The sequence below is a fragment of the Bacillus sp. SKDU12 genome, from assembly GCF_010093085.1.
Taxonomy (GTDB): Bacteria; Bacillota; Bacilli; order Bacillales; family Bacillaceae; genus Bacillus; species Bacillus mexicanus.
In genome coordinates this window covers 45,749-69,679 of record NZ_MSRC01000016.1, presented here as the reverse complement: position 1 = coordinate 69,679, position 23,931 = coordinate 45,749, and the positions used below count along the sequence as shown (strand labels likewise).

25 protein-coding genes and 1 pseudogene are annotated in these 23,931 nt (G+C 41.6%); 10 read left to right on the top strand and 16 right to left on the bottom strand.

Annotation, left to right across the window (positions count from 1 at the left end; translation table 11 throughout):
* Positions 1-275: 275 nt before the first annotated feature.
* From degQ to BTW01_RS13040, 6 genes are all read left to right on the top strand, one after another.
* The gene (gene degQ, locus BTW01_RS13065) at positions 276-416 is read left to right on the top strand and encodes a degradation enzyme regulation protein DegQ (protein WP_003220708.1); all 141 of its coding nucleotides are present in this window, start codon (positions 276-278) and stop codon (positions 414-416) included.
* A 130-nt stretch (positions 417-546) separates the two neighbouring features.
* A complete protein-coding gene (locus tag BTW01_RS13060) occupies positions 547-1,479 on the top strand; it encodes a class 1 isoprenoid biosynthesis enzyme (protein ID WP_274379694.1) in 933 nt (310 codons plus the stop codon).
* Positions 1,480-1,485: 6 nt separating this feature from the next.
* Entirely contained in the window at positions 1,486-1,662 is a 177-nt protein-coding gene (locus BTW01_RS13055; RefSeq protein ID WP_162103393.1) for a competence pheromone ComX, read from the top strand.
* A 19-nt stretch (positions 1,663-1,681) separates the two neighbouring features.
* Positions 1,682-3,991 carry a sensor histidine kinase gene (locus BTW01_RS13050; RefSeq protein ID WP_162103392.1) on the top strand — a complete coding sequence of 770 codons (2,310 nt, stop codon included), beginning with the start codon at positions 1,682-1,684 and terminating at the stop codon, positions 3,989-3,991.
* 80 nt (positions 3,992-4,071) lie between these two features.
* Positions 4,072-4,716, top strand: coding sequence for a two-component system response regulator ComA (gene comA, locus BTW01_RS13045; protein ID WP_162103391.1), 645 nt, complete (start codon positions 4,072-4,074; stop codon positions 4,714-4,716).
* Between the two features lie 17 nt (positions 4,717-4,733).
* Entirely contained in the window at positions 4,734-5,114 is a 381-nt protein-coding gene (locus BTW01_RS13040) for a hotdog fold thioesterase (protein ID WP_162103390.1), read from the top strand.
* Between the two features lie 39 nt (positions 5,115-5,153).
* On the opposite strand, the gene mnhG is transcribed toward BTW01_RS13040, so the two are convergent.
* From mnhG to BTW01_RS13005, 7 genes are read right to left on the bottom strand one after another with little or no spacing between them, the layout of a single operon-like run.
* Positions 5,154-5,528, bottom strand: a complete 375-nt coding sequence (mnhG, locus tag BTW01_RS13035) for a monovalent cation/H(+) antiporter subunit G (RefSeq protein WP_162103389.1) — start codon at positions 5,526-5,528, stop codon at positions 5,154-5,156.
* A complete protein-coding gene (locus tag BTW01_RS13030; protein WP_162103388.1) occupies positions 5,512-5,796 on the bottom strand; it encodes a Na(+)/H(+) antiporter subunit F1 in 285 nt (94 codons plus the stop codon). The genes mnhG and BTW01_RS13030 overlap by 17 nt, the downstream gene beginning before the upstream one ends.
* Positions 5,796-6,272, bottom strand: a complete 477-nt coding sequence (locus BTW01_RS13025; RefSeq protein WP_162103387.1) for a Na+/H+ antiporter subunit E — start codon at positions 6,270-6,272, stop codon at positions 5,796-5,798. The genes BTW01_RS13030 and BTW01_RS13025 overlap by 1 nt, the downstream gene beginning before the upstream one ends.
* A 5-nt stretch (positions 6,273-6,277) precedes the next feature.
* Positions 6,278-7,759, bottom strand: a complete 1,482-nt coding sequence (locus BTW01_RS13020) for a Na+/H+ antiporter subunit D (protein ID WP_162103386.1) — start codon at positions 7,757-7,759, stop codon at positions 6,278-6,280.
* The gene (locus BTW01_RS13015) at positions 7,752-8,093 is read right to left on the bottom strand and encodes a Na(+)/H(+) antiporter subunit C (protein WP_162103385.1); all 342 of its coding nucleotides are present in this window, start codon (positions 8,091-8,093) and stop codon (positions 7,752-7,754) included. Before BTW01_RS13015 ends, BTW01_RS13020 begins: the two co-directional genes overlap by 8 nt.
* Positions 8,093-8,524: a Na(+)/H(+) antiporter subunit B gene (locus tag BTW01_RS13010; RefSeq protein ID WP_162103384.1), complete on the bottom strand. Its 432-nt coding sequence runs from the start codon at positions 8,522-8,524 to the stop codon at positions 8,093-8,095. The genes BTW01_RS13015 and BTW01_RS13010 overlap by 1 nt, the downstream gene beginning before the upstream one ends.
* Positions 8,517-10,922 (bottom strand): Na+/H+ antiporter subunit A, encoded by a 2,406-nt coding sequence (locus BTW01_RS13005; RefSeq protein WP_162103383.1) that lies wholly within the window; start codon positions 10,920-10,922, stop codon positions 8,517-8,519. The genes BTW01_RS13010 and BTW01_RS13005 overlap by 8 nt, the downstream gene beginning before the upstream one ends.
* 231 nt (positions 10,923-11,153) lie before the next feature.
* Here BTW01_RS13005 and BTW01_RS13000 point away from each other — a divergent pair, with 231 nt between their 5' ends.
* Positions 11,154-11,369 carry a hypothetical protein gene (locus BTW01_RS13000; RefSeq protein ID WP_162103382.1) on the top strand — a complete coding sequence of 72 codons (216 nt, stop codon included), beginning with the start codon at positions 11,154-11,156 and terminating at the stop codon, positions 11,367-11,369.
* Positions 11,370-11,406: 37 nt separating this feature from the next.
* On the opposite strand, the gene maeN is transcribed toward BTW01_RS13000, so the two are convergent.
* The 3 genes from maeN to maeL form a co-directional block, all read right to left on the bottom strand.
* Positions 11,407-12,753: a sodium/malate symporter MaeN gene (gene maeN, locus BTW01_RS12995; protein ID WP_162103381.1), complete on the bottom strand. Its 1,347-nt coding sequence runs from the start codon at positions 12,751-12,753 to the stop codon at positions 11,407-11,409.
* Between the two features lie 618 nt (positions 12,754-13,371).
* Positions 13,372-14,079 carry a two-component system response regulator MaeM gene (maeM, locus tag BTW01_RS12990; protein ID WP_162103380.1) on the bottom strand — a complete coding sequence of 236 codons (708 nt, stop codon included), beginning with the start codon at positions 14,077-14,079 and terminating at the stop codon, positions 13,372-13,374.
* The gene (maeL, locus tag BTW01_RS12985) at positions 14,072-15,673 is read right to left on the bottom strand and encodes a two-component system sensor histidine kinase MaeL (protein WP_162103379.1); all 1,602 of its coding nucleotides are present in this window, start codon (positions 15,671-15,673) and stop codon (positions 14,072-14,074) included. Before maeL ends, maeM begins: the two co-directional genes overlap by 8 nt.
* 177 nt (positions 15,674-15,850) lie before the next feature.
* Here maeL and BTW01_RS12980 point away from each other — a divergent pair, with 177 nt between their 5' ends.
* A complete protein-coding gene (locus BTW01_RS12980) occupies positions 15,851-16,408 on the top strand; it encodes a YufK family protein (protein WP_162103378.1) in 558 nt (185 codons plus the stop codon).
* 17 nt (positions 16,409-16,425) lie between these two features.
* On the opposite strand, the gene BTW01_RS12975 is transcribed toward BTW01_RS12980, so the two are convergent.
* From BTW01_RS12975 to BTW01_RS12965, 3 genes are all read right to left on the bottom strand, one after another.
* Positions 16,426-16,839, bottom strand: coding sequence for a thiol-disulfide oxidoreductase DCC family protein (locus tag BTW01_RS12975; protein WP_162103377.1), 414 nt, complete (start codon positions 16,837-16,839; stop codon positions 16,426-16,428).
* A gap of 21 nt (positions 16,840-16,860) precedes the next feature.
* A complete protein-coding gene (locus BTW01_RS12970; RefSeq protein WP_162103376.1) occupies positions 16,861-18,735 on the bottom strand; it encodes a transglycosylase domain-containing protein in 1,875 nt (624 codons plus the stop codon).
* A 91-nt stretch (positions 18,736-18,826) separates the two neighbouring features.
* Positions 18,827-20,035: a multidrug efflux MFS transporter gene (locus tag BTW01_RS12965; RefSeq protein WP_238391425.1), complete on the bottom strand. Its 1,209-nt coding sequence runs from the start codon at positions 20,033-20,035 to the stop codon at positions 18,827-18,829.
* Between BTW01_RS12965 and BTW01_RS18745 the strand changes: the two are divergent.
* Together BTW01_RS18745 and kapD are read left to right on the top strand one after the other, a co-directional pair.
* Positions 19,938-20,141 (top strand): annotated as a pseudogene (locus tag BTW01_RS18745) (hypothetical protein). The gene BTW01_RS12965 and the pseudogene BTW01_RS18745 sit on opposite strands and share 98 nt — an antisense overlap.
* Positions 20,142-20,215: 74 nt before the next feature.
* Positions 20,216-20,833, top strand: coding sequence for a 3'-5' exonuclease KapD (gene kapD, locus BTW01_RS12955; RefSeq protein ID WP_162103374.1), 618 nt, complete (start codon positions 20,216-20,218; stop codon positions 20,831-20,833).
* A gap of 26 nt (positions 20,834-20,859) precedes the next feature.
* Here kapD and BTW01_RS12950 read toward each other — a convergent pair whose 3' ends face one another.
* The 3 genes from BTW01_RS12950 to BTW01_RS12940 form a co-directional block, all read right to left on the bottom strand.
* A complete protein-coding gene (locus BTW01_RS12950; RefSeq protein WP_162103373.1) occupies positions 20,860-21,246 on the bottom strand; it encodes a kinase-associated lipoprotein B in 387 nt (128 codons plus the stop codon).
* A gap of 45 nt (positions 21,247-21,291) precedes the next feature.
* Entirely contained in the window at positions 21,292-22,578 is a 1,287-nt protein-coding gene (locus BTW01_RS12945) for a sensor histidine kinase (RefSeq protein WP_162103372.1), read from the bottom strand.
* Positions 22,579-22,704: 126 nt separating this feature from the next.
* Positions 22,705-23,868, bottom strand: coding sequence for a MalY/PatB family protein (locus tag BTW01_RS12940; protein WP_162103371.1), 1,164 nt, complete (start codon positions 23,866-23,868; stop codon positions 22,705-22,707).
* Between the last annotated feature and the right edge of the window lie 63 nt (positions 23,869-23,931).

Sequence of the window (23,931 nt, the reverse complement as noted above, 5' to 3'; positions counted from 1 at the left end):
AAGGTAAAACATGATAAACTCAAGGCGGTAAAGAATCGTTCCTCACTTCAGCACATCTAACTTCTCTTTCGTGTAGAAAAATAGTCCTGTTCTTGTTATGATTCATTTAGGCATTAAGAACTATTTATATTTGCGGTGTCACGCAGGACTTTTTTGCATACTTTTCGGTGAAAAATAAGCCGAAAGCAGATACACTATTAATAACAGATCAAATACCTAGGACTCGTTCACCATACACAATTCATTGATCTTTCAAAAAAAGGAGTGTGGAAACGATGGAAAAGAAACTTGAAGAAGTAAAACAATTGTTATTCCGACTCGAACTTGATATTAAAGAAACGACAGATTCATTACGAAACATTAACAAAAGCATCGATCAGCTCGATAAATACAATTATGCAATGAAAATTTCGTGAAAAAGACTTGGAAACAAGTCTTTTTTTTCGTTCTTTACATACAAAAAAAGGATAAAGTATTATATGATTGTTAAAAAACGAAAAACCTGCTGTTCTTCGGATCGCCCATTTAGTAAAATGGAATGGGAGGGTGAAGACAATTATTGAGCAAATGTGTTTAGATGCCGACCAAATCAAGAATAGAATGAAGAGTATAATAGAGCAGAACATATTTAATGAACATCTACTACAGCTTCTTTTTGAATTTGTTGAATCCAGAAAATATTTAACCTTTGCTGAATCTACTTTATTGCATTATGAAGTTTTTGGCGGAAAGGATTTTAAGACTGCCGAGAAACTTGCGGCGGGAATTGAAATTCTTACGCTTTCCGCCGATATTATTGATGATCTTGAAGATGAAGATAACAACCAAGCCCTTTGGATGAAGATAGACCATTCAGAAGCTTTGAGCTCAGCATTTTCATTATATACAGCAGGGGTGCAGGGGATTAATTCAATTGACATGAATCCCTTAATTCTTACTTACATACTGAAATATACACAAGACGCTATGCAAGGGCAACACGATGATATAATAAATAAGGCAGAGAAAGAAGATGAAAGCTTAGAGGTCATTAGATTAAAATGCGGGAGTCTATTCGCTCTTTCCAATGTGGCTGGTACTATGTTAGCAACTGGAAACTATAATGAAACGGTTGAAACATATTCCTATTACAAAGGAATGTTCGAACAGATATATAGTGATTATCTGGCTCTTTTCAGTACTAAACGAAGTGATATTTTAAAAGAGAAACATACGTTGATTAACTTGTACCTTAAGAGGCAGTTTAACGAGCCTTCTGAAAATTTGGTTCGTATGTTTTCGCATAGAGAAACACACCTTAAGTTTATATCCGATAAAAACATTTTTATTCAGACATTAACTGATGCGGGTGTTACCCAGTATGTTTCAGTTTTACACCAATTGTTTAAGCAAAAATGTAAAAATGCTATTGAGGAACTAAATCTTGAAAATAATAAAATAGATAAATTGAAAAAATATGTAGTTAATAGAGGGGAATGAATTATTATGCAGGATTTAATCAATTATATATTGAAATATCCAGAAGTATTAAAAAAGTTAAAGGCCAATGAAGCGTGTTTATTAGGCTATGATTTAGGTATTACTCAAATAGTAATCAATTCATTTGAAGAATCTTCTATTGAGAAAAAAGATGGAAAAATAGAGCAATGGGAAAAAGGATGAGTGTTCGGTGGTGTAATATGTGAAAAACTTTATTAAACAATTCACTATTTCAGTCATTATTTTAAGCATTGTTTATGTTTGCTATGTTTCTTATATAAACATAAATGGGATAATAATCGGAACAAAAGTTATTGAAAATAAAAACAAACAATTTCAAATAATAGAGATGTCAGAAACTTCTTACGGGAAATTCGTAGGTTTAGAAACAGGTGACATCATTTTAAGAATCAACAAAGAAAAACCATCTGCTAAATTTTTAAAAGGAGATAATCTTAATCATATCAAAAGTTTAGATGTAAGCAGAAATGGGAAGCAAATTCATTTAGATGATTTTGATATTGTCAATTTAGACAAATCCTATAGTTTTTTTGTATTCGTTCTTCCACTTGTGTTTTATTTTTTAAGTATAGTATGTATATTTTACATTTTAAAGGTGAATCAAACAAGAAAATCGTTTGCGGGCTACATTTTAATTTTGTTCTTGTTAGATATTTCAATTGCTTATATAAGCGCAGGAGGGCCATTTAGAGGACATGTATTTAACAGATATGTAAATTTATTCACATTTATAGCTTCCCCTATATTTTATCTTCAGTTTATACAACAATATTTTGAGGAATTAGGAAAGAAGTTTGCAAGTCGTCTAATCAATATCTTATATATATTTCCGATTTTTAATGTTATTATAGAGTTTTTTCGTAAGAAATTACCTTCTGACATTATAATAAATCTTAATCTTATCTCGTTTTTTCTCGTTACTCTCTCAGGTTTTGTTCTCGTGTTCTATCACTTATATAAATATAAATATTCAGAGCATGCCTATATTTTGAAAGTTTTAATTCTGACAAATACACTTTCTTTTGCTCCATTCTTACTTTTTTATGTCGTACCTAATATTTTAACTGGTGCTTATATATTTCCGGCTCTGGCATCAGCCTCATTGCTTGTCCTTATTCCATTTGGATTAGTATATCAGTTTGTTGCAAATAAAATATTTGATATAGAATTTATATTAGGAAGAATGAGATATTATACTTTACTGGCTGTAATCCCAACACTAGTAATTGTCGGAGTTTTATCAGTCTGGGCGGGAACAGATGAGCTTCAAATGAATCCTATTCGACAGACTGTTTTTATCTTTATTATAATGTTTGCTGTATTTTATTTTAAAGAAATAATAGATTTTAAATTTCGTTTAAAACGCTTTTCAGAAAAGTATAATTATCAAGATAGTATTTTTAAATATACTCAGTTTATCAGAAGTATAACATCTTTGAAACAAATGTTTAAAGAACTAAAAAAGACGATTCTGGATGTTCTCCTTGTCAGTAAAGCTTATGTCTTTGAAGTGACCTCTGAGGGTGCCATTTTATATCATGATAAAAAAGATAACGAACCTGACTGGGAGATGTATTCAAAAGAATTTAAGAAAGTTACTTCAGAGATTGGGAAAATCATTGAGTTAAACCGTGGTTTCTTAATCAAAATAGGAGAACGCGGGGGAAGTTCTTATGTTTTACTTTGTTTGTCCACCATTAATACACCGAGACTGACACGGGATGAGATTTCATGGCTGAAAACATTGTCTTTCTATACGAGTGTCTCTATGGAAAACGTGATACAGATCGAAGAACTCATGAATCATTTACAAGACCTGAAACAACAAGGCTCAAACCCGGTCTGGCTCAAAAAGCTTATGTTTGCGATCGAAGAAAAACAACGCTCTGATCTCGCTCGCGATCTCCACGATTCTGTACTTCAGGATTTAATTTCGTTAAAACGCCAATGCGAGCTGTTTGTGGGCGAATTTAAGAAAGACGATAATCCGTGCCGGGAAGAGGTGCAGGACAAGCTCGTACAGATGAATGAACAGATGTCTGATGTGATTTCGATGACGAGGGAGACGTGTCATGAGCTGCGGCCACAGCTTCTGTATGATCTTGGGCTGGTGAAGGCGCTGTCCAAGCTTGTGGCGCAGCAGCAAGAGCGGGTTCCATTTCATATTCGTTTAAATACCGGCAGATTTTCGGCTACGCTTGATTTGGATTCGCAGCTGAATTTGTACCGGATCATTCAAGAGTTTCTGTCTAATGCGGTCAAGCACTCTAAGGCAACAGATGTGCTGATTATGCTCATCAGTATTCAAAACAAAATCGTTCTGCATTATGAGGATGATGGCGTAGGATTCGACCAAGATAAAAATAGTGAACATTCTATGAGCATGGGGCTTTCTGGGATTAAGGAGAGAGTCAGGGCTTTAGATGGACGCCTTCGGATTGAAACAAGTGAAGGAAAGGGCTTTAAGGCTGATATTGAAATCGAATTGTAATGGTTTTATAACGGAAAAGACTTGGCACAGGCCAAGTCTTTTTTATAAAATGGAAATGAGTGAGTAAAAGGGAGGAAAACATGAAAAAGATACTAGTGATTGATGACCATCCGGCTGTCATGGAAGGCACCAAGACAATTTTGGAAACGGATTCGAATCTGTCTGTCGATTGTCTCAGTCCTGAACCGAGCGAACAGTTTATCAAGCAGCATGATTTCTCGTCATACGATCTCATTTTAATGGATCTGAATTTAGGCGGCGAAGTCAATGGGATGGAGTTTTCTAAACAGATATTACAAGAGTATCCTCATTGTAAAATTATTGTGTATACCGGTTATGAGGTTGAGGATTACTTTGAGGAAGCGATTCGTGCGGGTTTGCACGGTGCCATCAGCAAAACGGAATCTAAAGAGAAGATCACCCAATACATATACCACGTACTTAACGGAGAAATTTTAGTCGATTTTACTTATTTTAAACAGCTGATGACTCAGCAAAAAACAAAGCCGGCTCCTTCCTCTCAAAAAGAACAAGATGTGCTCACGCCTAGAGAATGCCTGATTCTTCAAGAAGTTGAAAAGGGGTTTACGAACCAAGAAATCGCAGATGCTCTGCATTTAAGCAAGAGGTCCATTGAATACAGCCTGACATCGATTTTCAATAAGCTGAATGTCGGTTCCCGGACGGAAGCTGTATTAATTGCGAAATCAGATGGTGTACTATAAATAAGAGGGGGTATCTGATGGATACGAAACATACATTGCTTGAAGCGCTTGGAATTGAAATTGTTGAAAATACAGCGGAACGATGCGTTGCGGTCATGCCGGTGGATCATCGGACGGTCCAGCCGTTCGGGTATTTGCATGGAGGCGCTTCAGTGGCTCTGGCGGAAACCGCGGCGAGCGTAGGGGCACAGAACTTGATTGATCATACGAGGCAAGCTTGTGTCGGTTTGGAGATTAACGCCAATCATGTGAAAGCGGTAAAGGAAGGAACGGTAAAAGCAGTAGCAGAACCTATTCATATAGGCAGAACGACTATTGTCTATCAAATTCATCTTTATGACGAGCAAGAGAGACTGATCTGTATTTCCAGATGCACGCTGGCTGTCATCCGAAAATAAATAAACAGCCGGAACTCTGCCTGTCCCGGCTGTTTATTTTTATAAGTAAGAATCCTCTTTTCGTTTAATGACAAAGTTTCTGATTCCGTTATAGTCATCCTGTACACTTCTCTTATCAAGCTTGACGCCGGAGTTGTACGCAGCACGGCAGATCAAGTGTCCGCCGACAGGCGTCGTAATAAAGATAAAGAGAATCCCGAGCAGGATCTTAGCGGAAACGCTCCCCGTCACAAGCCACAAATAAAAGAAGACACCGAGTAAAATTATATTGACGCCCAATGTTGATCCTTTAGATGCAGCATGAGAACGTGTAAACATATCGGGAAGGCGAAGTACGCCTAATGAAGCAACGAGGCACACAAGTGCGCCGAGCAAAATAAATACAGCCACAACGATCTTAACGGTTTCGATCATTTTCGATAATCTCTCCTTTCTCAAGGAACTTGGAAAATGCGATGGTTCCGATAAACGATAAAATCCCCAGCAGCAAAATAATATCCAGAAACGCGCTCGTTTTCAGCAAAATGGAGACAAGCGCCGTGATCGCGATCAGATTGATGCCGATTGCATCCAAAGCAACGACCCGATCAGGCACAGTCGGCCCTTTAATAACCCGAATGACATATAAAAAGGTAGACACTGCCATAATGCCGAGCGAAAGTTGCAGGATCAGCGTAAACATCAGCGGCTCACCTCCTGTATGGCTTTTTCAAATGACTCCCGAATATCAAAAATAGCTTTTTGCGCATCTTCAATATCCATCGCATGAATATAAAGAATCGTCCTGTCATCTGATATATCCATCACCAAGGTTCCCGGCGTTAACGTAATGAGCAGTGACAGCAGGGTGATTTCCCAATCCGTCGTAAGCTCTGTTTTAAAAGCAAAAACGCCTGGTCTGATATTCAGTTTTGGCGATAGAATGGTTTTCAGCACACTAACATTGGCAAGGTACAGTTCTCTTAAAAATATCAAAAAGAGTTTGATGATAGAACACACTTTCCATAGATAAAACCGGCGGGTAAAAAAACGCCGGAAGAAAAAGAGGGAGAGCATTCCTAGAACATATCCTGTGAAGAACCCTGCGGCGCTAGAGCTGTTGCTTAAGAACATCCAGCAAAAAGCGAGAAACACATTTAATAAAATTTGAAATGCCATGCGATCTACTCCTTCAAAACAGCTTCTATATATTTTTCTGGATTCAGCAACGTCTCGGCGGCTTGATCAACATAAGGCGATATCCATTCTGTACCCAATCCGACCAGAAGAGACAGCAAGAGAAAAATAGCTGCCGGATAAAGAAGCCCTTTAGCTGTTTTATGATTTGGTTTTGGGGTAGTTTTTTCTTCGCCCCAAAAGGCGTTCATAAAAATCCTCAGCACGGAGTAAAGGACGAGCAGACTCGAAAGCAGAACCAGAATGGAAATCGTAAATTCACCCTTTGCAAAACCGCCCTCTACAATTTTAAGTTTACCGATAAATCCGCTGAGAGGCGGGATGCCTGCAAGAGAAATAGCTGAAATGAAAAACATCCACCCAAGAACGGGGTAGCGTTTGAGCAGCCCGCCCATTTTATGAAGGCTGGCCGTTCCTGTCAATGTGATCAGCGCGCCCGCCAGCATAAATAAAGCCCCTTTAATCAGCATATCGTGAATCAGATAATAAATCGCGCCTTGGATTGATGCGGGGGTATGTACAGCCACACCGAACAAAATCACGCCGACAGCCGTAATAATGTTGTAAATCACAATTTTCATAACATCCGAATAAGCGAGTGAACCAATTACACCGAAAATCACAGTCAGCGCTGCCAGCCAAATCATCAGTTGATGGGTAAAAGCTGTATCGTGAATAAAAATCAATGTAAAGACCCTGGTGATCGCGTATAGGCCGACTTTTGTGAGCAATGCGCCGAACAGTGCTGAGATCGCAGCCGGAGGCGCGTAATAAGAGCCCGGCAGCCAGAAGTAGAGGGGGAAAATTCCGCCCTTCATGCCAAATACTAAAAGCAGCAGGATACCAATGACAGTGATCAGCCCGGTTTGTCCTGATTCGCTAATTTTCACACTGAGATCCGCCATGTTTAACGTACCGGTGACAGCGTATAAATAGCCGACACCAATGACAAACAGGGCAGACGATACGATATTAAACACAATATATTTAAGGGACTCCCGCAGCTGAATTTTTGTGCCGCCTAATACGATCAGCATATAGGAAGCAATAAGCAGAAGTTCAAAAAATACGTACATGTTAAATAAATCGCCTGTTAAAAACGCTCCGCTAACACCAGCAAGCAAAAAATGGACGCCGGAGTAATAAAATGAACGCTCCCGCTTTTCACCGATGGAATGGAAGGAATAAAGCACAACCAATAAACCGATGATTGATGTTGTAAGAACGAGCAGGCTGGCGAATTGGTCTGCGGCCAGCGCAATGCCATACGGCGCTTTCCAGCCGCCCAAACTGAGGGTCTGGATGCCATTTGTAAAGACAGTCTGTACGAGTATGCCGCTGATCACTATCCCGACTGCTGATGCCACCGTGCTGAAGATCCGCATGAGCATAAGATTTTTCGTCATGAAAATCAGCAGAATGGCCGACAGGAGCGGGATCAGTATTGGCAAAATAACAAAATTATTCATGTTGATCATTTCCCCTCATTTGATCCATATCGTCCGAGTTCAATTCCTGATAAGCCCGAAAGGCCATGACGAGAAGGAATGATGTAACCCCAAATGAAATGACAATAGCTGTCAAAATCAGGGCTTGCGGAAGCGGATCGACAAAAGATTTGATTTGCTCGCCCAAAATCGGAGCGGCACCTTCCTTTAATCCTCCCATAGTCAAAAGCATTAAATGAACGCCATGGCTCAAAAGAGCTGTTCCGATAATGACGCGAAGCAGGCTTTTTGAAAGCAGTAAATACGTGGCGGCCATAAAAATAATCCCGGCTAAAACTGACATTAAGATTTCCATTATTCTTCCTCTCCAATCGTTTGAATAATGGTCATCGTAATGCCTACGACAACAAGATAAACGCCTAAATCAAAAATCGTCGCTGTGGCGAGTTCTGTGTCTCCCAATATCGGGAGATGAAAGTGTCCGAATGTATGGCTTAAAAAAGGAGCTCCGAAGACAAAGGAGCCAACGCCTGTTAATACAGCGAGCAGAAGGCCCGCTCCCGCAACGTAAATGAAATTAACCGGCAAAATCGCACGGACGGTTTTTAAATCATATGCCAAAAGCAGCAGCACGATGGAAGCGGATGTGATCAGTCCGCCGACAAAGCCTCCTCCGGGCGCGTTATGCCCTGATAAAAATAAATAGAAAGAGAAAAGCAAAATGATAAAGGATACAAGCTTTGTCACGGTTTGAAGAATTAAGTCATTTGTTTTTTGTTCATTCACCGCTTCTCTCCTCCTCTTTTACTTTTGTTTTAATCATGCTGTAGATGCCAAGAGCGGCAATGGTCAGCACGGTGATTTCAAACATGGTATCAAAGCCCCTGAAATCAACGAGGATGACATTGACGACATTATTTCCCCCGCCGAGATCGTGGCTGTGTTTTACAAAGAACGCTGCAATGCTGTCTTTTGTCCGCTGGCTTGAAGATGCGATGCCAAGCAGGGTAACGATAATGCCGACTCCTAAAGCAATGATAAAGTTCGTCATCCGAAACGTTCTCGTTTTCTTTTTCAGCTTCAATTTCGGCAGATGGTAGAAACAAAGCAGGAACAGCGCTACAGAGATGGTTTCAATGACAAGCTGGGTCAAGGCCAAGTCCGGCGCTCTGAAAATCACAAAAAACAATGCGAGCGTATAACCGACAACACCGAGTGATATAATCGCGGTCAATCTTGATCTGGCAAAAACGGTCGCCGCTGTGGCACTGATCATAACAACCGTTAGGATCAGTTCGTATCCGCCGATGTCAGCCATGCCTTTTGTGGTAAAGGAAAATCCGCCCTTAATTAGCATAGCGCCGCCCATCAGAATGATGAAACCAGCGAAGATATACAGCAAATAATCCCTTAAAAATCCGGTCATATATTGTTTTGTGATACGATAAGATCCTTTCTCCATCAGCGTCACAAGCTTGTCGTATAACCGATTAAGTGTGAGCTTCGCAGGAAACAGCTTATAGATTCCTTTCCACTTATTCATCGCCATATATCCGATGGTGCCGATAACAATAATGCCTGCAGTCATCAGCACTTCTGTATTCAACCCGTGCCATTGTGAAATGTGAACATGGAATTTCTCATGGCTGTCCAGCAGTGTCGGATAGATTGAGTTCATCGCAGGCTCTATCAGGCTGTAAGACAATATATTCGGGAAAAAGAAGAGGCTGACAGCCAAAGCAACAAGAATGACAGGTGATATAAGCATGCCAAGCGGCGCTTCGTGAGCCTGTTTATCAAGCTTCTCAGGCTGGTAATTCCCTCTGAATGTGTTAAACAGCAATTTCATGCTGTAGATAAACGTAAATACGCTTCCGATCCAGGCGAGAACAGGGAATAGAACACCCCATGTCTGTACATTGAACAGATCGAAATGTGTGATGCGAAGCATGCTAGTGAAAAACATTTCTTTACTCAAAAACCCATTAAACGGCGGAAGGCCGGCCATTGAAAATGTTCCGATTAAGGAAATTGTAAATGTAATCGGCATAATCGCCATCAGGCCGCCGAGCTTCCGGACATCCCTTGTGCCTGTTTCGTGATCGATAATCCCGACTGCCATAAACAAGCTCCCTTTAAAGGTGGCGTGATTGATTAAATGGAAAATGGCAGCCATAGCGGCAACTGTATAATATTCCGTATGGCCGTAATGAAGCGCCGCGGCACTGACACCAAGCATGGAGATAATCATGCCAAGCTGACTGACGGTTGAAAACGCCAAAATCGACTTTAAATCGGTTTGTTTCACGGCTTGGAATGAACTCCATACCATCGTAATGAGCCCGACCAGAGAAATAATCCAAAACCACTGAGCTGAAAAGGCAAAAATAGGACTGAATCTCGCAATGATATAAATCCCGGCTTTCACCATTGTAGCTGAGTGAAGATAAGCGCTGACAGGCGTAGGAGCTTCCATCGCATCAGGCAGCCAAATATAAAAAGGAAATTGCGCGGATTTCGTAAAGGCTCCCAGTAAAATGAGAATCATCGCCGGGATAAACAGGTTGTGGCCGGCAATTAATTGAACCTGATGAATCATCTCTCTAATACTGAAGGAATCTGTTATCAGATAAAGGAGAATAAATCCGCCGAGCATGCACAGACCGCCGGTGACCGTAATCAAAAGTGATTTAGCGGCGCCGTAGCGCGACTTTTCACGCTTGTACCAATAGCCGATCAGCAAAAAGGATGAAAGGCTTGTAAGCTCCCAAAACATATAGAGAACCATAACATTGTCTACTAGAACCACACCGAGCATTGCACCCATAAACATTAATAAGTAGACATAAAAGGGTCCAAGCTGTTCTTTGTCTTTCGATAAATAAAAAATGCTGTAAAGAGTGACCAAAGAGCCGATTCCTGTGATCAGCAAGGCAAATAATAATCCGAGACCGTCTATATAAACGGTAAAGTTAATGCCAAGTGAAGGAATCCACTCAAATACAGACCGCAGTGTTTCTCCAGATTGTGTCATCCTGATCATTGGGAGAAAGTATATAAACAGCAAGACGGGCAGGATCAGCACAAACCAGCCCGTGTGCACTCTTTTTGCGTATTTTGCCAAGACGGGAATGATAAAAGCAAATAAAAAAGGCGATAAAATAGCAAAATGTAAGAGCTGCAAAGTTAAGACCTCCTTTTTCTTTTTCTTAATTGAAAAATGCTCTATGTATCAACATATACAGTCAAACGACCTAGTCCAAATTATATCGCACTTTTCTGCAAGCTGCCATGCTTCGAACTGCAAAACGGGTCCTTATGAGTTCTTTTGACCTCAAAATAAGTCTAGCAAAAATATTGTCATTTGTATATTTAAAATCATTTCTGATCAAGCTGAATGTAAGGAGCTGGTCATGTGAAAAGAAAGGGATTGATGTGCTCGGGTTTATTCTGTTCCATTTTTGCAGGGGCATTCATTGTGAATCAATATGATGGGCGAGGCGATGTTGGGGCTGGTGAGGAATGGGAGCTTTATTTTTTAGAGCATCACCTGTCAGCCAGAATGAGTCAGGTGGAATCAAAAGATATGCCGTTTGGTCCTCGAGAGTATATCCGGATTGTCAATAGATAGAAAAAGAGTCCCGCAATTAACGGAACTCTTTTTCTGATTATGAAGCAAAAAAACGAAGCAGAACTGTCGCACAAATGACGGTGCCTGCACCGCCGAGTCGGGTGGAAATTTGTGCGAACGGCATAAGGCCCATTCTTCCTGACGCTGATAAGATCGCGACATCACCAGTTCCGCCAAGACCGCTGTGACAGCAGGTAACGATCGCGGATTCAACGGGGTACATATTCATCAGCTTGCCCACAAAATATCCAGAAGCAATCATCGCGACAACAACTGAAATACAAATGACGACAAATGGTATAGAAATGACAGATGCCACGTCATCCAACGGAATAAAGAGGATGCCGAGGCCGACCATCAGCGGCCATGTAAAGCTTGAAGAAATAAATTTATAAAGCTGGTAAGCGCCATCTTCCATTTTTTTTGGCAGAATATTCGCATATTTGACGGCCGCCGCTGAAATAATCATTAAGATTGCGCCGGGAATAAAGATAAATTTCTCTAATAACCCGCCGAAAATAAAGAATGTACACGCGAGCAGAACACCGGCTCCCATCAATTTAAAATCAATTTTTGCTTCTTCTTCTTTCTGATTAAAAATCTCATTTGCTTTTTTAGATTTGACGAGACGCCCGTTTCCGTTTAGATCCGGGCGCTTATCGCCTAGTTTTTTCATCAAAGCAGCACATATAATTGCAAAAACGTTTCCGATAATAGCGGCAGGGACCAGCTGAGATACAAACACATCAGCAGATGAACCCAATATTTGTGAGTAGGCAATTGAAAGAGGTAAAATCCCTTCACCTATTCCCCCGGCAATAATCGGAACAACAACAAAGAAAAAGGAATCATAAGCGCTGTAGCCAAAAATAAACCCGACAAGGATGCCGGCTGTAACAGCCGCAATCGTTCCGGCTACCAGCGGTACGAACATTCTGATAAATCCCTGTATTAACACAACTCTGTTCATTCCGAGGATACTTCCCACAACAAGACAAGCGATATAAAAATAAAGGAAATTAGACGTTTTCATCAAGTTTGTTACAGCGTCTAAAGATGTTGAATTCAATACATGATAAAAGACTAAAAATGAAGGAACAAACAATGATAAAATAGCTGGGCCGCCAATATCCTTCAATATTGGAATGCGCTGTCCGATGTCTCCAAGAAACACACCCAGAATCATGATGATAGCAAACCCGCCTAGCATGTTTGAGGGAAGCTCATTGTAGTAGGCTGCAAGAATAATAATAATAGCTAACACTGTGTATAATGGCAGAGGAATCACACCGATTTCCCAGGCCCAAATTTTTCGAAAAAGATTTTCCTCATTTAGGTCTTTATGCTTATTTGAAATTGTCCCCGTTTTTGGAATTGCTCCCATGTCATACACCCCCATGTATTGTTTGTTACAGTCTACAAGAAAGCGTTAACACTTGATAGTTTTTTAAATTAAAAAATAAATAAAAAATTAAAATAAAAAGGACGTTTGAATTAGGATAAAGTCTGGAGAAGTGTCTCCCTAGGGAGAATGAATGATTATTTTTTCTTTTATATAGGAGATGTCCGATGAGGCCTGTTGAAGTGAAAATTGTTAATACATAAGCGCCATCGGCGTATAAACAAAAAGAGGGAGGCGGAGCTAATGAGGCTGAAAATTTTGGTAAACCTGAAAACAGGGCAGCCCCGAGAGCGCCCATCAGATGCCAGTTCCCAAGTCCAAGCTCTGGGCCGGAGATTGGTGGAGTATATGAAATCAAACGCAATCATAGAGCTATAGATGCCGCCATACAATGTGCTGATCATCACACCTATGCAGCGTTGACCTATCGTATCGGCCGTGGCACATAAAAAAGCCTGGGAACAAACAGATTGCGCTGAGACAGTTTTAATCTTTCTTGAATTAGCGTGGTGTAAGTATTTCTTTCTAAAGGAGTTGCGGTATAGAATCAAGAGATAAGACAGAAAACCCGCACTGATCGGAATGAACAGTGCGGGTTTTTTATAGATATTGCTTAATTCCATTAAGGTTTGCTGTATTGACATTGTACTGAAATACCGGCCGTCCGATTGTGCCGTATGCCATTTCCACATTCAGAACTTGAATGTCTTCAAGAAACTTTAAGTATTTCCGTATGGATACTTGAGAGATTTCTGTGTGTTTTGCCAAGTCTTCTGTCGTAAAAGATTCATTTTCAAATGACTGGATACTGGACCAAATGAGCTTCAGCGTGCTTTTTGTCAGCCCTTTAGGAAGCTGTACTTTTTCTGTCGCTTCTTTCTTTTGGAAAAGTTCGGCGTCCAGTTCTTTTTGGCTCATATTGCGATGGGTTGAGTATACCTTTTGTTTTCGTCTGTAATCAGACAGGGCAGTTTGAAACCGTTCAAATTCAAACGGTTTGATTAAATAATCGACAGCGCCGTAACGTAGTGTTCTTTTGATGACGTCAAGCTCGCTGGCCGCCGAGATGACAATCACGTCAACCGCTTCATTTTGTGATCTCAGCTCAGTTAGCAATTCAAGGCCATTTTTACCCGGCATATAAATATCGAGCAAAATAAGGTCGATATGATGTTCTCCTAAAATATGCAGAGCGCTTTGAAAGGAAGAGGCGATGCCTTTCAGCTGAAAGCCTTCTATTTGGCTTAAGTATCGTTTATTTAATTCACCCACCATGGGGTCATCTTCAACTATTAGTACATTAATCATGGTTTTCCTCCTTCGGTTCGTACGGGACGCGAAGACTGAATGTCGTTCCTTCATTTTCTTCGCTTGTCAGGATCATTTGGCCCTTTAGATTTTCAATGCTTTGCTGTGTGAAATAAAGGCCGAATCCCCGGTTTTTGCCCTTGGTTGAATAGCCTTGTTCAAACACGCGGGCTTGATCTTCTTTAGACATGCCAGCTCCTGTATCGGTAATTTCAATATCCAGTATGCTGTTATGAAAACGCATGGACATCGTGATTTGTTTTTTCGGCATATTAGTAACGGCGTCCAATGCATTGTTGACGAGATTTCCGATGATTGTAATGAGTTCATGAATAACTGAAGGGTCTGCCGCGTTCGGGATGACACCTTTGCATTCAATATCAAGATCTGCGCCTTGCTCTCGTATGAAGCTCTGTTTTCCGAGCAGAAAACCGGCCAGCACAGAACTTTTGACATCATTTATGATTTCGCTTGTTTCTGACTTTTGCTGGATCGCAATATCTTTAATATATTCTCCAAGATCGTCATACTCTTTCAGCTGGACGAGACCTAATATCACGTGCAGTTTGTTCATAAATTCATGAGACTGTGCTCTCAATGCGTTTGCATACATTTTAACACCTGAAAGCTGTTCAGCTAAATGTTTTACCTCGGTTTTGTCACGGAATGTCGCAATTGCTCCGACAGTTTGTCCTTTCAGATGGATGGGAACTTCATTAAACACCAGTTCTAATCCGTTAATGCGGACATCTCTGTCTTGAAGCGGTTTTTTGGTCTCAATGACCTTTTTTAAGCGGCTTTTCGGCAGAATGTCATTGACATCCTGATCGACGGGATTTGTGCTGATGCCCATTTTCACGAACAGGCGCTTTGCTTCCGCGTTGGCAAGTTTGATTTTGCCATGTTCATCGACAGCGAGTATCCCTTCCTTCGTTGATTCAAGCATCGCGCTCCGTTCCTCAAGAAGAGTCGCAATTTCATAAGGTTCAAGGCCGTACATAATATTTTTCACCGTACGAGCGACGATAACAGCTCCGATGACGCCGACAAAAATGCTGACGCAGATAATAAAGTAGAGCGGACGCAAGCTATGACTGATCACTTCATCAATTTCATTGACGGTGATGCCGACGGCGACTGCACCGACTTGTTTTCCATTCTTCCCGTAGACAGGAACGAATGCTCTCTGCGATTTCCCGAGCGTACCGGAAGCGGTGCTGATATGGACATGACCTTTTAACACTTCGGATTCATCACCGCCGCTGAACTTTTTTCCGATTTTTTTCGGATCGGGATGGGTTTGGCGAATGCCATTCATATCTATAATGACAACAAATTCCGTCCCGGTGATTTTCTGAACCCGCTTTGTGTAGCTTTGCAGCTCCTTCGGTTTTTCCCCTTTTTCTAAAGAAGAGGCTGTGATCGGCGCTTCTGCCACCATTTCTGCGGTCTGCAGCGCAGTGGCTTTTTCCTGATCTCTAATCCGAGTGGTGGTTTGGGCACCTACTGTAAAAAATGTAATGAGCAGTGCGATTAACACAACAATACAAACGAATATGGTGAGTCTGGTTTGCAGTTTCAATGTTTTTTTCATATAAAACTTCCTTATGTTTTATGATTCCTGCGTACTACTTTACCTTCAAAACGCGAGTTTGTGAAGATTTGGGACTGTAAATCGTAAAAAGGAGAAAAAATGGAATAATTTATCTTGTCAATGTGTTTTAAGTCCTCCATAATAAATGGGGTAGATTATAGAAAGGGACTTATTTATATGAAAAATACTTATTTGACAGGATACTTTCCGCTGATTGCGATCCTGCTTTTTAGTTCGTCTTTATCCATTTCAACTTCACTTTATGCGTTGAACATGCTGTCCTCATTTGGAATGTATGACGGAATTCTCGATTACTTTTCAGAGAAAGGGATCAGGCTTGCGTTATTTGCTGCCTTTGCTCTTTTATATTTTATGGTTCTCTCCGCTCTGAAATTAATTGCAAATACTGTGACCGAGCTCTCATTGCTGTTTTTTGCTAATGATCCAGAAGGGAACAATCTGAAAACAATCAGATTGGGTTCCATGATTTATTTGGGCGGAGGGGTTTTATCCTTTGTGCTCTTGCAAAATGTCATCTGGATTGTGATATGGTTTGCGGTCGTCACACTCGCTTACTTTGTGTTTATCGTATACCGAATTTATTCGACGCTTTCTCTCATGTCATTAGTCGGATTCATTCTGTTGGAACTGCTGTTTTGGTTTACCTTTGTTATCGGTATTCTGTTCATATTTATCAAGCTTTATAATAGCATAATGGCTAGCTTACCTGTGTAAGCTAGCCATTTTTTCGTTTACGGTAAAAATCTTTTTTTGATAGAAGGAGAGGGGAGCATACATTCATTTTTTTTGCCAAACCACTTATAACGGTTTTTGGCAATGAAAGAATAGACCATGTCTCGAAGAGGTTTCGGTACTGCGAAAAACAGGACGAAGAGCCGCCATGGGCCCCGCAGATGCCTGAAAACCTTAATGGCCGCAGTTGACTTTGTATACACTTGGCCATCTTCAATAAAGACAAAGCTGTCAAACTGATCAGTCGGGAGCCCGCTTTTTTTCAGCAGGCTATGTCCTGTTTCCGACTGCAGCGAGGTAAAAGAAATCAATCCTTCTGGATCACGTTTAATGATAAATTGCACGGCGCCGTTGCAGAGATTGCACACACCGTCAAACAGCAAAACGCGATTTGGAATTTGTTCTGATGCCACGCCAGATCCCCTCCTCTTTTTTTAATAAGCCGTTTGCAGCGTTCCTTTCCAGATGGAAAGCTGAGGGCTGATGCTGTGAAGATATTCAACGCTGCTCGGTGTATCTTTTCCGACCCAGACACCCATTGTATACGTATCTGTCAGGCCGACGAACCACATATCGTGATAATCATTTGATGTTCCTGTTTTCCCGCCGATATAAGGTGCTTTAAAGTATGCCTTTTTCCCTGTTCCGCTTTTTACAACGGAAGACATGAGTTTTTTCAGCTCCATGTTCGTGCGGACGCTGAAGATTTGAGTTGAATTGTCATTCCATTTATAAAGCGTCTTTCCTTTAAGGTCTGTCACCTTTGTAATGGCATGGCTCGGTGTATAGCTCCCGCTGTTGCCGAAAGTCGTATACGCCTTTGTCATCTCAAGAGGCGTCATGCCGTTTGTAAATCCGCCAAGAGCCGCCGGAAGACGATAGTCGCTGTTGACAAGTTTGGCAAAATGATACGGCTCAATGTAGCTGAATGCTTTTTGGATGCCGACTCGGTCCAGCACTCTGATGGCCGGTGTGTTATAAGAATTCTTAAATGCCGTATCGACTGTCACTGTGCCATACGTGCGGTTATTGTAGTTTTGCGGACAATAATCCTTGCTGCAAAACTTGCTGGCATCAATTGTGCTGCTTGCTGTCGCGCCGGTCTTTTCAATATAGGGACCGTAATCAAGAAGCGGCTTAATGGATGAACCTGGTTGTCTGTATGCCTGGTAAGCGCGGTTAAAGTCATATTTTTGATAGTTTTTCCCGCCGGATAGAGCGATGATTTGATGCGTCTGGTGATTAATCACAGCCGCCCCGCCCTGTACGTTTGCATACGGGAGCTTCTCATTCATTTGTGCCACGACTTGATTTTGCATATACGGATCAAGTGCGGTATAAATTTTTACGCCGTCTTTCGTCAAAGTGCTGATTTTTGCTGACAGCTCGTTTTCAATCTTTTCTTTTTGTTTTCCTGACGCTTTTTGAATGCGTTTATCATAGCCTTCCGATTCAGAGACCAGCTTAGTGAACTCATCATTGACGTAGGAAACGTAGTCAGGATATTTGTCTTCTCTTTTTTCAATATCCAGTTTGATTTTTTGTTTGACGGCTTTTTTCAGTTCTTTATCAGTAATGACCCCGGCAGCTTTTAACCCTTTAAGCAAACGTTCTTGACGGCTTTTTGTGTAGTCAAAATGCTTGAGAGGATCATATAATGTAGGGTTATTAGGGATAGAACAGATAAAAGCCATTTCTCCCACTGTGAGAGATTTCAGCGGTTTGCTGAAATAGAATTCAGCTGCTGAACCGACACCATACACACCATTGTTGAAATAAATGGTATTTAAGTAAGCTTCAAGAATCTCATTCTTCGTATACTTTTTTTCTAGCTGATAAGAATACGCGAGCTCAGTCAGCTTACGGCTGATAGAGCGTTCATGGCTTAAATACAAGTTTCTTGAAAGCTGCTGTGTAATGGTGCTGGCTCCCTGGTCAATTTTATTGTCTTTGACGTTAGAAGCGGCTGCCCGCACCATTCCCATGAAGTCAAAGCCTTTATGCTCATAAAAATGATGGTCCTCAGACGTTAAGAAAATCTGTTTGACTTCCTCGGGAATCTTGTCAAATGGAACGAGAACACGATTTTCGTGGTCGCTGACGATCTCTGATACCAAGGATCCGTCCCTGTCATACATGTAGCTGTTCTGAACAAGACTGATATCTTTCAGATTAATATTTTTATCAAGCACCTGATCCAGAGACTTCATTTGTTTTACTTCTTTTCCGGAAGCGATAATTGTAAATGCAAACAATGGGATTATGCAAAGGAGCAAAATCCATCCGATTATTTTTCGTAACATGGCCACTCTCTTTTCTCCTAAATTCTAGCCATATCGTACCACTCTTTTGAGTTTACGAGAAGGTTAAATTTAGAAGATTCCTCAGTTTTTCTGTGAATCAGCTTGCTTTGGCATATGAATCTTTTCGGAATTTCTGCATGATCCAAAGCATGCAGGCGCCGGCAAAAAAGAGAAACGCTGTGACATAAAAGGCGGCTGAAATGGTAAAGTGGCTCGATATGATGCCGCCAAGAAGAGGTCCGAGCACATTTCCTAAAAAACGAAAGCTGACATTGTAGCCGAGAACTTCTCCTTGAATGCTGCCGGGAGCCTGAACGCGGATCGCCGCCGTGATGCATGGCAGCAAACCGCCCATCGCCATTCCAAATAAAAATCTGAAAACAAGGAGCACGCTGAGTGAGGACGCGAGCGCCTGCGGAATAAAAAAGAAGGAGGCGGCAAGTAAAAGTCCGATTAAAATGCGGCGGTGACCGTAGCGGTCGCCCAAATCTCCCCATTTTCTAGCCAGCAGCAAACTGCCAAGTCCTGTTGCTGAAAATGCCATGCCTGAGAAAAAGGCCAAATTGACAGGTCCGTGCAGCTCATTTACATATAAAGCGAGCAGCGGCTGGATACTGAAATTGCCTGTTTGAATCAACATGGTCAACAGCATCATCACCCAAAGCGCCGGCTGGTGAAAAATATAGGAAAGCACTTCTTTTCGCGTGTAAGACGTACGTTTGGCTGTCTTCTCTGCAAGAGGCTTTTCTTTGACGCCGAATAACACAAGAAGAACAGAAAAGAAAATCACAAAGGATGTGATAAAAAAGGTATACGTAAAGCCGAAACGATCGGCGAGCATGCCTCCTAAAAGCGGACCGAACAAACTTCCGGACACTTGTCCCATTTGCAGTGTGCCGAGTGTTTTGCCGGCTGAGCTCTTCGGAGTCTGGGCCGAAATCATCGCAAGAGATGTCGGGATAAACCCGGTTACAAGGCCCATCGCCATTCGCAGAAAAAACAATTGGTACACCGATGTAACAAAGCCCATGAATAAAATGCTGAGGGCAATGCCCGTTCCGGTTGCCATAAGGATTTTCTTGTATCCGCGTTTGTCTCCGAATCGTCCCCAAAACGGGGATACCAAAAATGCCATGAGAAATGTAATGCCGAACACATAGCCGCTCCACCTCTGCACAAAGCCATTTGAAAAAGTGCTGAGCGTCTCAATGTATAAAGAGAGAAAAGGAATAATCATCGTTGTGCTGGCAGAGACAAAAAAGTTCGCCAGCCACACAATGACAAAGTTTTTCTTGCGGATAGAAATATCATCACCTTCTTATTAGTTCGGGTTTCTTACTCATTATAATGAAACGATTCATCATTTAAAAGAAACGAAGCGGCTGGGAAAATTCATTATTTTTAGAAAATGAAGAAAGGTCGAGAAAGGAAATTGATATACTATAAAGATAGCATTTTCTGATCGGAGGAAAGGCAGGTGTAAAAGGTGACGACAAATAGCTTACTCATTATTGATTTCGAATTTACGATGCCTGAGGGAAAGTACAGTCCGCAAAACTTTTTCCCGGAAATTATTGAAGCCGGAATTGTAAAATCGGTTGATGATGAAGTAGTTGAGACGTTTTCTAGCTATGTCAGGCCGAAAAAGTTCCCGAAGCTGACGAAGCGCTGTAAGTCTTTTTTAAAAATAACGCAAAAGCAGGTAGACGAAGGGATGAGGTTCGAGGATTTCATCCGTAAATTAAACGAGCTGGACCCAGAGAAAAACAGCACGATTATTACGTGGGGAAACATGGATATGAAAGTGCTGAAGCAAAACTGTATGTTTAACCATATCCCTTTCCCATTTAAAGGAGAAATGAGAGATTTATCGCTTGAATACAAAAACTTCTTTGGAGATCGGACACTTACGGGATTATGGAAAGCTGCCGAAGAATATGGAGACTCCGGAACAGGCACCCATCATCAAGCGCTTGATGACGCCCTTACAGCACACAAGCTTTTTAGACTTGTGGAACGGGATAAGCAGTACCTCGAAAAACCAAAACCGCCTACAATCGGTGAAAGAATTGATTTATCTGAACTGTTCAAGCGAGCGACGTAAAAAACCCAATCTTTTGTCAGACTGGGTTATGGCCGGTTAATATATTCTTTTTCTAAAACGTCCAGATTATTCAGGGAGCGCTTTGCCCACTCCGAACCATCCGCATTCAATTTGGCTCTCAGCTGTGCTGCCGCCTCCCGCAGAGACTCGTTATAATCCGGCACTTCACCGTCATAAGGCTTTACCATATGATGAGGGATATTGGTCTGTTCGCCAAATGCGAGCGCTTTTCTCTCATGAAAAAATGGCACATCCGCCTGTTTTGGATGATGAAGGTCTCCTTGAGTGGGGTGGGTGAGAACCGCTTTGATTTTCACTAAATAATGCTGCGGCCTGCAAGCAGTAATCTCTCCTATGTATACCCCTGTCTTGTAAAATCCTTTAACGATAGATCCTGTTTCAAACGTACTCATCTGTCATCACCTCGCATTCATTCTATAAAAGTTCCAAGCGATTTGCTAGTGGGGAAGATCGGCGGGAAGCTTAATTGTGACCGTGGTGCCTCTTTGGGGGCTGCTGTTAAATGAAATGGTCCCGTGATGATGCTCAATAATTGAAAAGGTTACAGTGAGCCCGAGTCCTGTTCCGTTTGTTTTTAATGAGTAATAAGGTTCGCCGAGTTTTTGCATTTGATGGTCTGTCATGCCGACCCCATTATCTGAGATGGTAATGATAATTGTATGGCCGCTTCTTTTGGCTGATATGCGGATGATCCCTTTTCCGTGAGGGACCGCTTCAATGCTGTTTTTCATTAGGTTGATGACAGCCTGCTTCAGCTTGGTTGCGTCTCCGTATACACAAAGGTCCGGCTCTGCTTCCGCCTCGACAGTTACAGACTTGTAATTGGCATACGACACCATAAGGGCGCTTGTCTCTTTGATAAGTGCTGATAAATCAAATACCTCTTTTTCGTATAATTGCTGTTTGGCCATATCGAGATAGTTTGTAATAATGCCTTGTGCTCGGTCAAGCTCTGACAATACAAGCTTTTTGAAATCCGCACTCGACTTGTTTTGCAGGGTTTCGTCACTAAAAAGCAGCTGGACAAACCCACGGACAACTGTTAGTGGATTTCTGACTTCATGAGCGACGCTCGCTGCCAGTTCACTCACAATCGTCATTTTTTCAGAGTGGATAAGCTGGGAGCGCAAAGCGATATTTTCGGCAATGCTTTCGATAATATAAATGCTTAAAAGAAGAACGCTCAAACGAAACAGCTCTGAGACAGCTGCCTCATAAAGTAAAACATCTGGTTTTTGAAAATCTAGAATATGAAGTATAGAAAGAATCCAGCTGGAAGCGAAAAATAAGAAGAATTCCAAACAGCTGATCAATAAAGCCAGCAGCAATTTTTTCGCTTTGGACATGAGAGGCCATTTTTTCTGAAATAAAATTGGAATAATGATAAGAAAAGGCAGCAATGTGAAAACAAACATTGCGGAAGGTTCGTAAAACAGAAGTTCAAAACATAAGACAGCCGCGGCGACTGTAAGCCCGGAAGCAGTACTCACGTAAAATAAACAAAGGATAACAGGAATCAATTGAAGGCCGTATTGGATGTAGTCCATTTCATAAATAGGGAATATAATGCATAAAACAGAGGCGCTGCAGGCGAATAAAGTGACCAGCCCGCTGTTTATTTTGGGAACAAGAATCGCCGGTTTTCCAAGCCAAAACACTTGGTAGAGAAGAATAGGAAACAAAATAAAGCAGATGTGCAGGAGGTAGTCTTTTAGAATTTCCATTCGTGTGAAATCCTTTCGTATAAAATATATATCTATTATAACACTAAATATTAGAAGAAAAATACAAATTCCTTTATAAAGAACACCTTTACGAATGAAGACGTAAAGGCGTTTAACAAGCTATATTTATGCTAATGCGGCTTTGATACGGCGCAGGCCGTCCTGCAAGGCTGCAAGAGAGCATCCTGCGTTCAGGCGCATAAATCCTTCTCCGCCAGGCCCGTATTTCGTTCCAGGCTCTAAAATCACTTTTCCCTTTTTTATCATTTTTTGCTGAAGCTCCTCATCGGACAAGCCATAAGCGCTGAAGTCGAGCCAGATGAGGTATGATGCATCCGGCTTCATCATTTTGACGTTTGGCAGCTCGGTGCTTAAAAAGGCTTCGGCTTCGTTCATGTTTTTCTCAAGGTAAGAGATTAATTCATTAAGCCACGGTCCGCCTTTTGAGTAAGCGGCTTCGATCGCAGTAACGGCAAACGCGTTCAGTCCGCCTAAACCATTGCGCTGCAGGCTTGCTGAAAACTTGGCGCGCTTTAGCCGATCCGGAATGATGATGGCAGATGCCTGTAACCCGGCGATATTAAATGTTTTGCTTGGCGCAACGCATGTCACAGATATCTTAGCGAAATCGTCAGAGAGTGAAGCGAATGGCGTATGTTGATGTCCGTAGAGCATTAAGTCGGAATGGATTTCATCCGATACAACTGTAACCCCGTGCTCAAGACACAATTCGCCGAGCTTCAGTAAATCCTTCCGTCCCCATGAGCGTCCTGATGGGTTATGAGGATTGCATAAGATAAACAATGTAACACTTGGATCGCTAAGCTTCGTTTCCAAATCTTCAAAATCCATTGCATACACACCGCCTTTTTTTAGCAGCGGATTATGTAAAATACGCCGGCCGTTTTTCTCAACCATATGATAAAAAGGCGTATAAACAGGAGGCTGGACAACGACTTGATCTCCAGGCTCTGTGAAAGCCTGTACCGCCATACTCAACGCTGTGACAACCCCAGGGCTGAATGTGATGCTTTCTTGGTTCACTTTCCAGCCGTGCCTGTTTTGCATCCATCCGCACACAGCATCCTTCGTTTTTTGATCTGGAGCCGTATAACCGAAAATTCCGTGGTCAAGGCGCTCTTTTAATGCATCGGTTATCACTTCGGGCGCACGAAAATCCATATCCGCCACCCACATCGGGAGGGCGTCTGTCGCGCCGAATAATTCACCTGTTTTGTCCCATTTGACCGATTGGGTGTCAAGGCGTTCTTCTCGTTTATCAAAGTTCATTCTATTACCCCCTCATCTTCTAAGCTTCACTATGATAAAATAGAGCTGTACATTTTATTATAA

What these genes read in the sequence shown, in the direction of transcription:
- BTW01_RS12940 (WP_162103371.1), bottom strand. Translation starts at nt 23,868, where the DNA reads ATGAACTTTGATAAACGAGAAGAACGCCTTGACACCCAATCGGTCAAA.
- BTW01_RS12980 (WP_162103378.1), top strand. Translation starts at nt 15,851, where the DNA reads ATGAAAAATACTTATTTGACAGGATACTTTCCGCTGATTGCGATCCTG.
- comA (WP_162103391.1), top strand. Translation starts at nt 4,072, where the DNA reads ATGAAAAAGATACTAGTGATTGATGACCATCCGGCTGTCATGGAAGGC.
- BTW01_RS13030 (WP_162103388.1), bottom strand. Translation starts at nt 5,796, where the DNA reads ATGTTTACGCTGATCCTGCAACTTTCGCTCGGCATTATGGCAGTGTCT.
- BTW01_RS13055 (WP_162103393.1), top strand. Translation starts at nt 1,486, where the DNA reads ATGCAGGATTTAATCAATTATATATTGAAATATCCAGAAGTATTAAAA.
- mnhG (WP_162103389.1), bottom strand. Translation starts at nt 5,528, where the DNA reads ATGATCGAAACCGTTAAGATCGTTGTGGCTGTATTTATTTTGCTCGGC.
- maeM (WP_162103380.1), bottom strand. Translation starts at nt 14,079, where the DNA reads ATGATTAATGTACTAATAGTTGAAGATGACCCCATGGTGGGTGAATTA.
- BTW01_RS13015 (WP_162103385.1), bottom strand. Translation starts at nt 8,093, where the DNA reads ATGGAAATCTTAATGTCAGTTTTAGCCGGGATTATTTTTATGGCCGCC.
- BTW01_RS13025 (WP_162103387.1), bottom strand. Translation starts at nt 6,272, where the DNA reads ATGGCATTTCAAATTTTATTAAATGTGTTTCTCGCTTTTTGCTGGATG.
- BTW01_RS12945 (WP_162103372.1), bottom strand. Translation starts at nt 22,578, where the DNA reads ATGGAAATTCTAAAAGACTACCTCCTGCACATCTGCTTTATTTTGTTT.
- BTW01_RS13040 (WP_162103390.1), top strand. Translation starts at nt 4,734, where the DNA reads ATGGATACGAAACATACATTGCTTGAAGCGCTTGGAATTGAAATTGTT.
- maeL (WP_162103379.1), bottom strand. Translation starts at nt 15,673, where the DNA reads ATGAAAAAAACATTGAAACTGCAAACCAGACTCACCATATTCGTTTGT.
- BTW01_RS13020 (WP_162103386.1), bottom strand. Translation starts at nt 7,759, where the DNA reads ATGAATAATTTTGTTATTTTGCCAATACTGATCCCGCTCCTGTCGGCC.
- maeN (WP_162103381.1), bottom strand. Translation starts at nt 12,753, where the DNA reads ATGGGAGCAATTCCAAAAACGGGGACAATTTCAAATAAGCATAAAGAC.
- BTW01_RS12950 (WP_162103373.1), bottom strand. Translation starts at nt 21,246, where the DNA reads ATGAGTACGTTTGAAACAGGATCTATCGTTAAAGGATTTTACAAGACA.
- degQ (WP_003220708.1), top strand. Translation starts at nt 276, where the DNA reads ATGGAAAAGAAACTTGAAGAAGTAAAACAATTGTTATTCCGACTCGAA.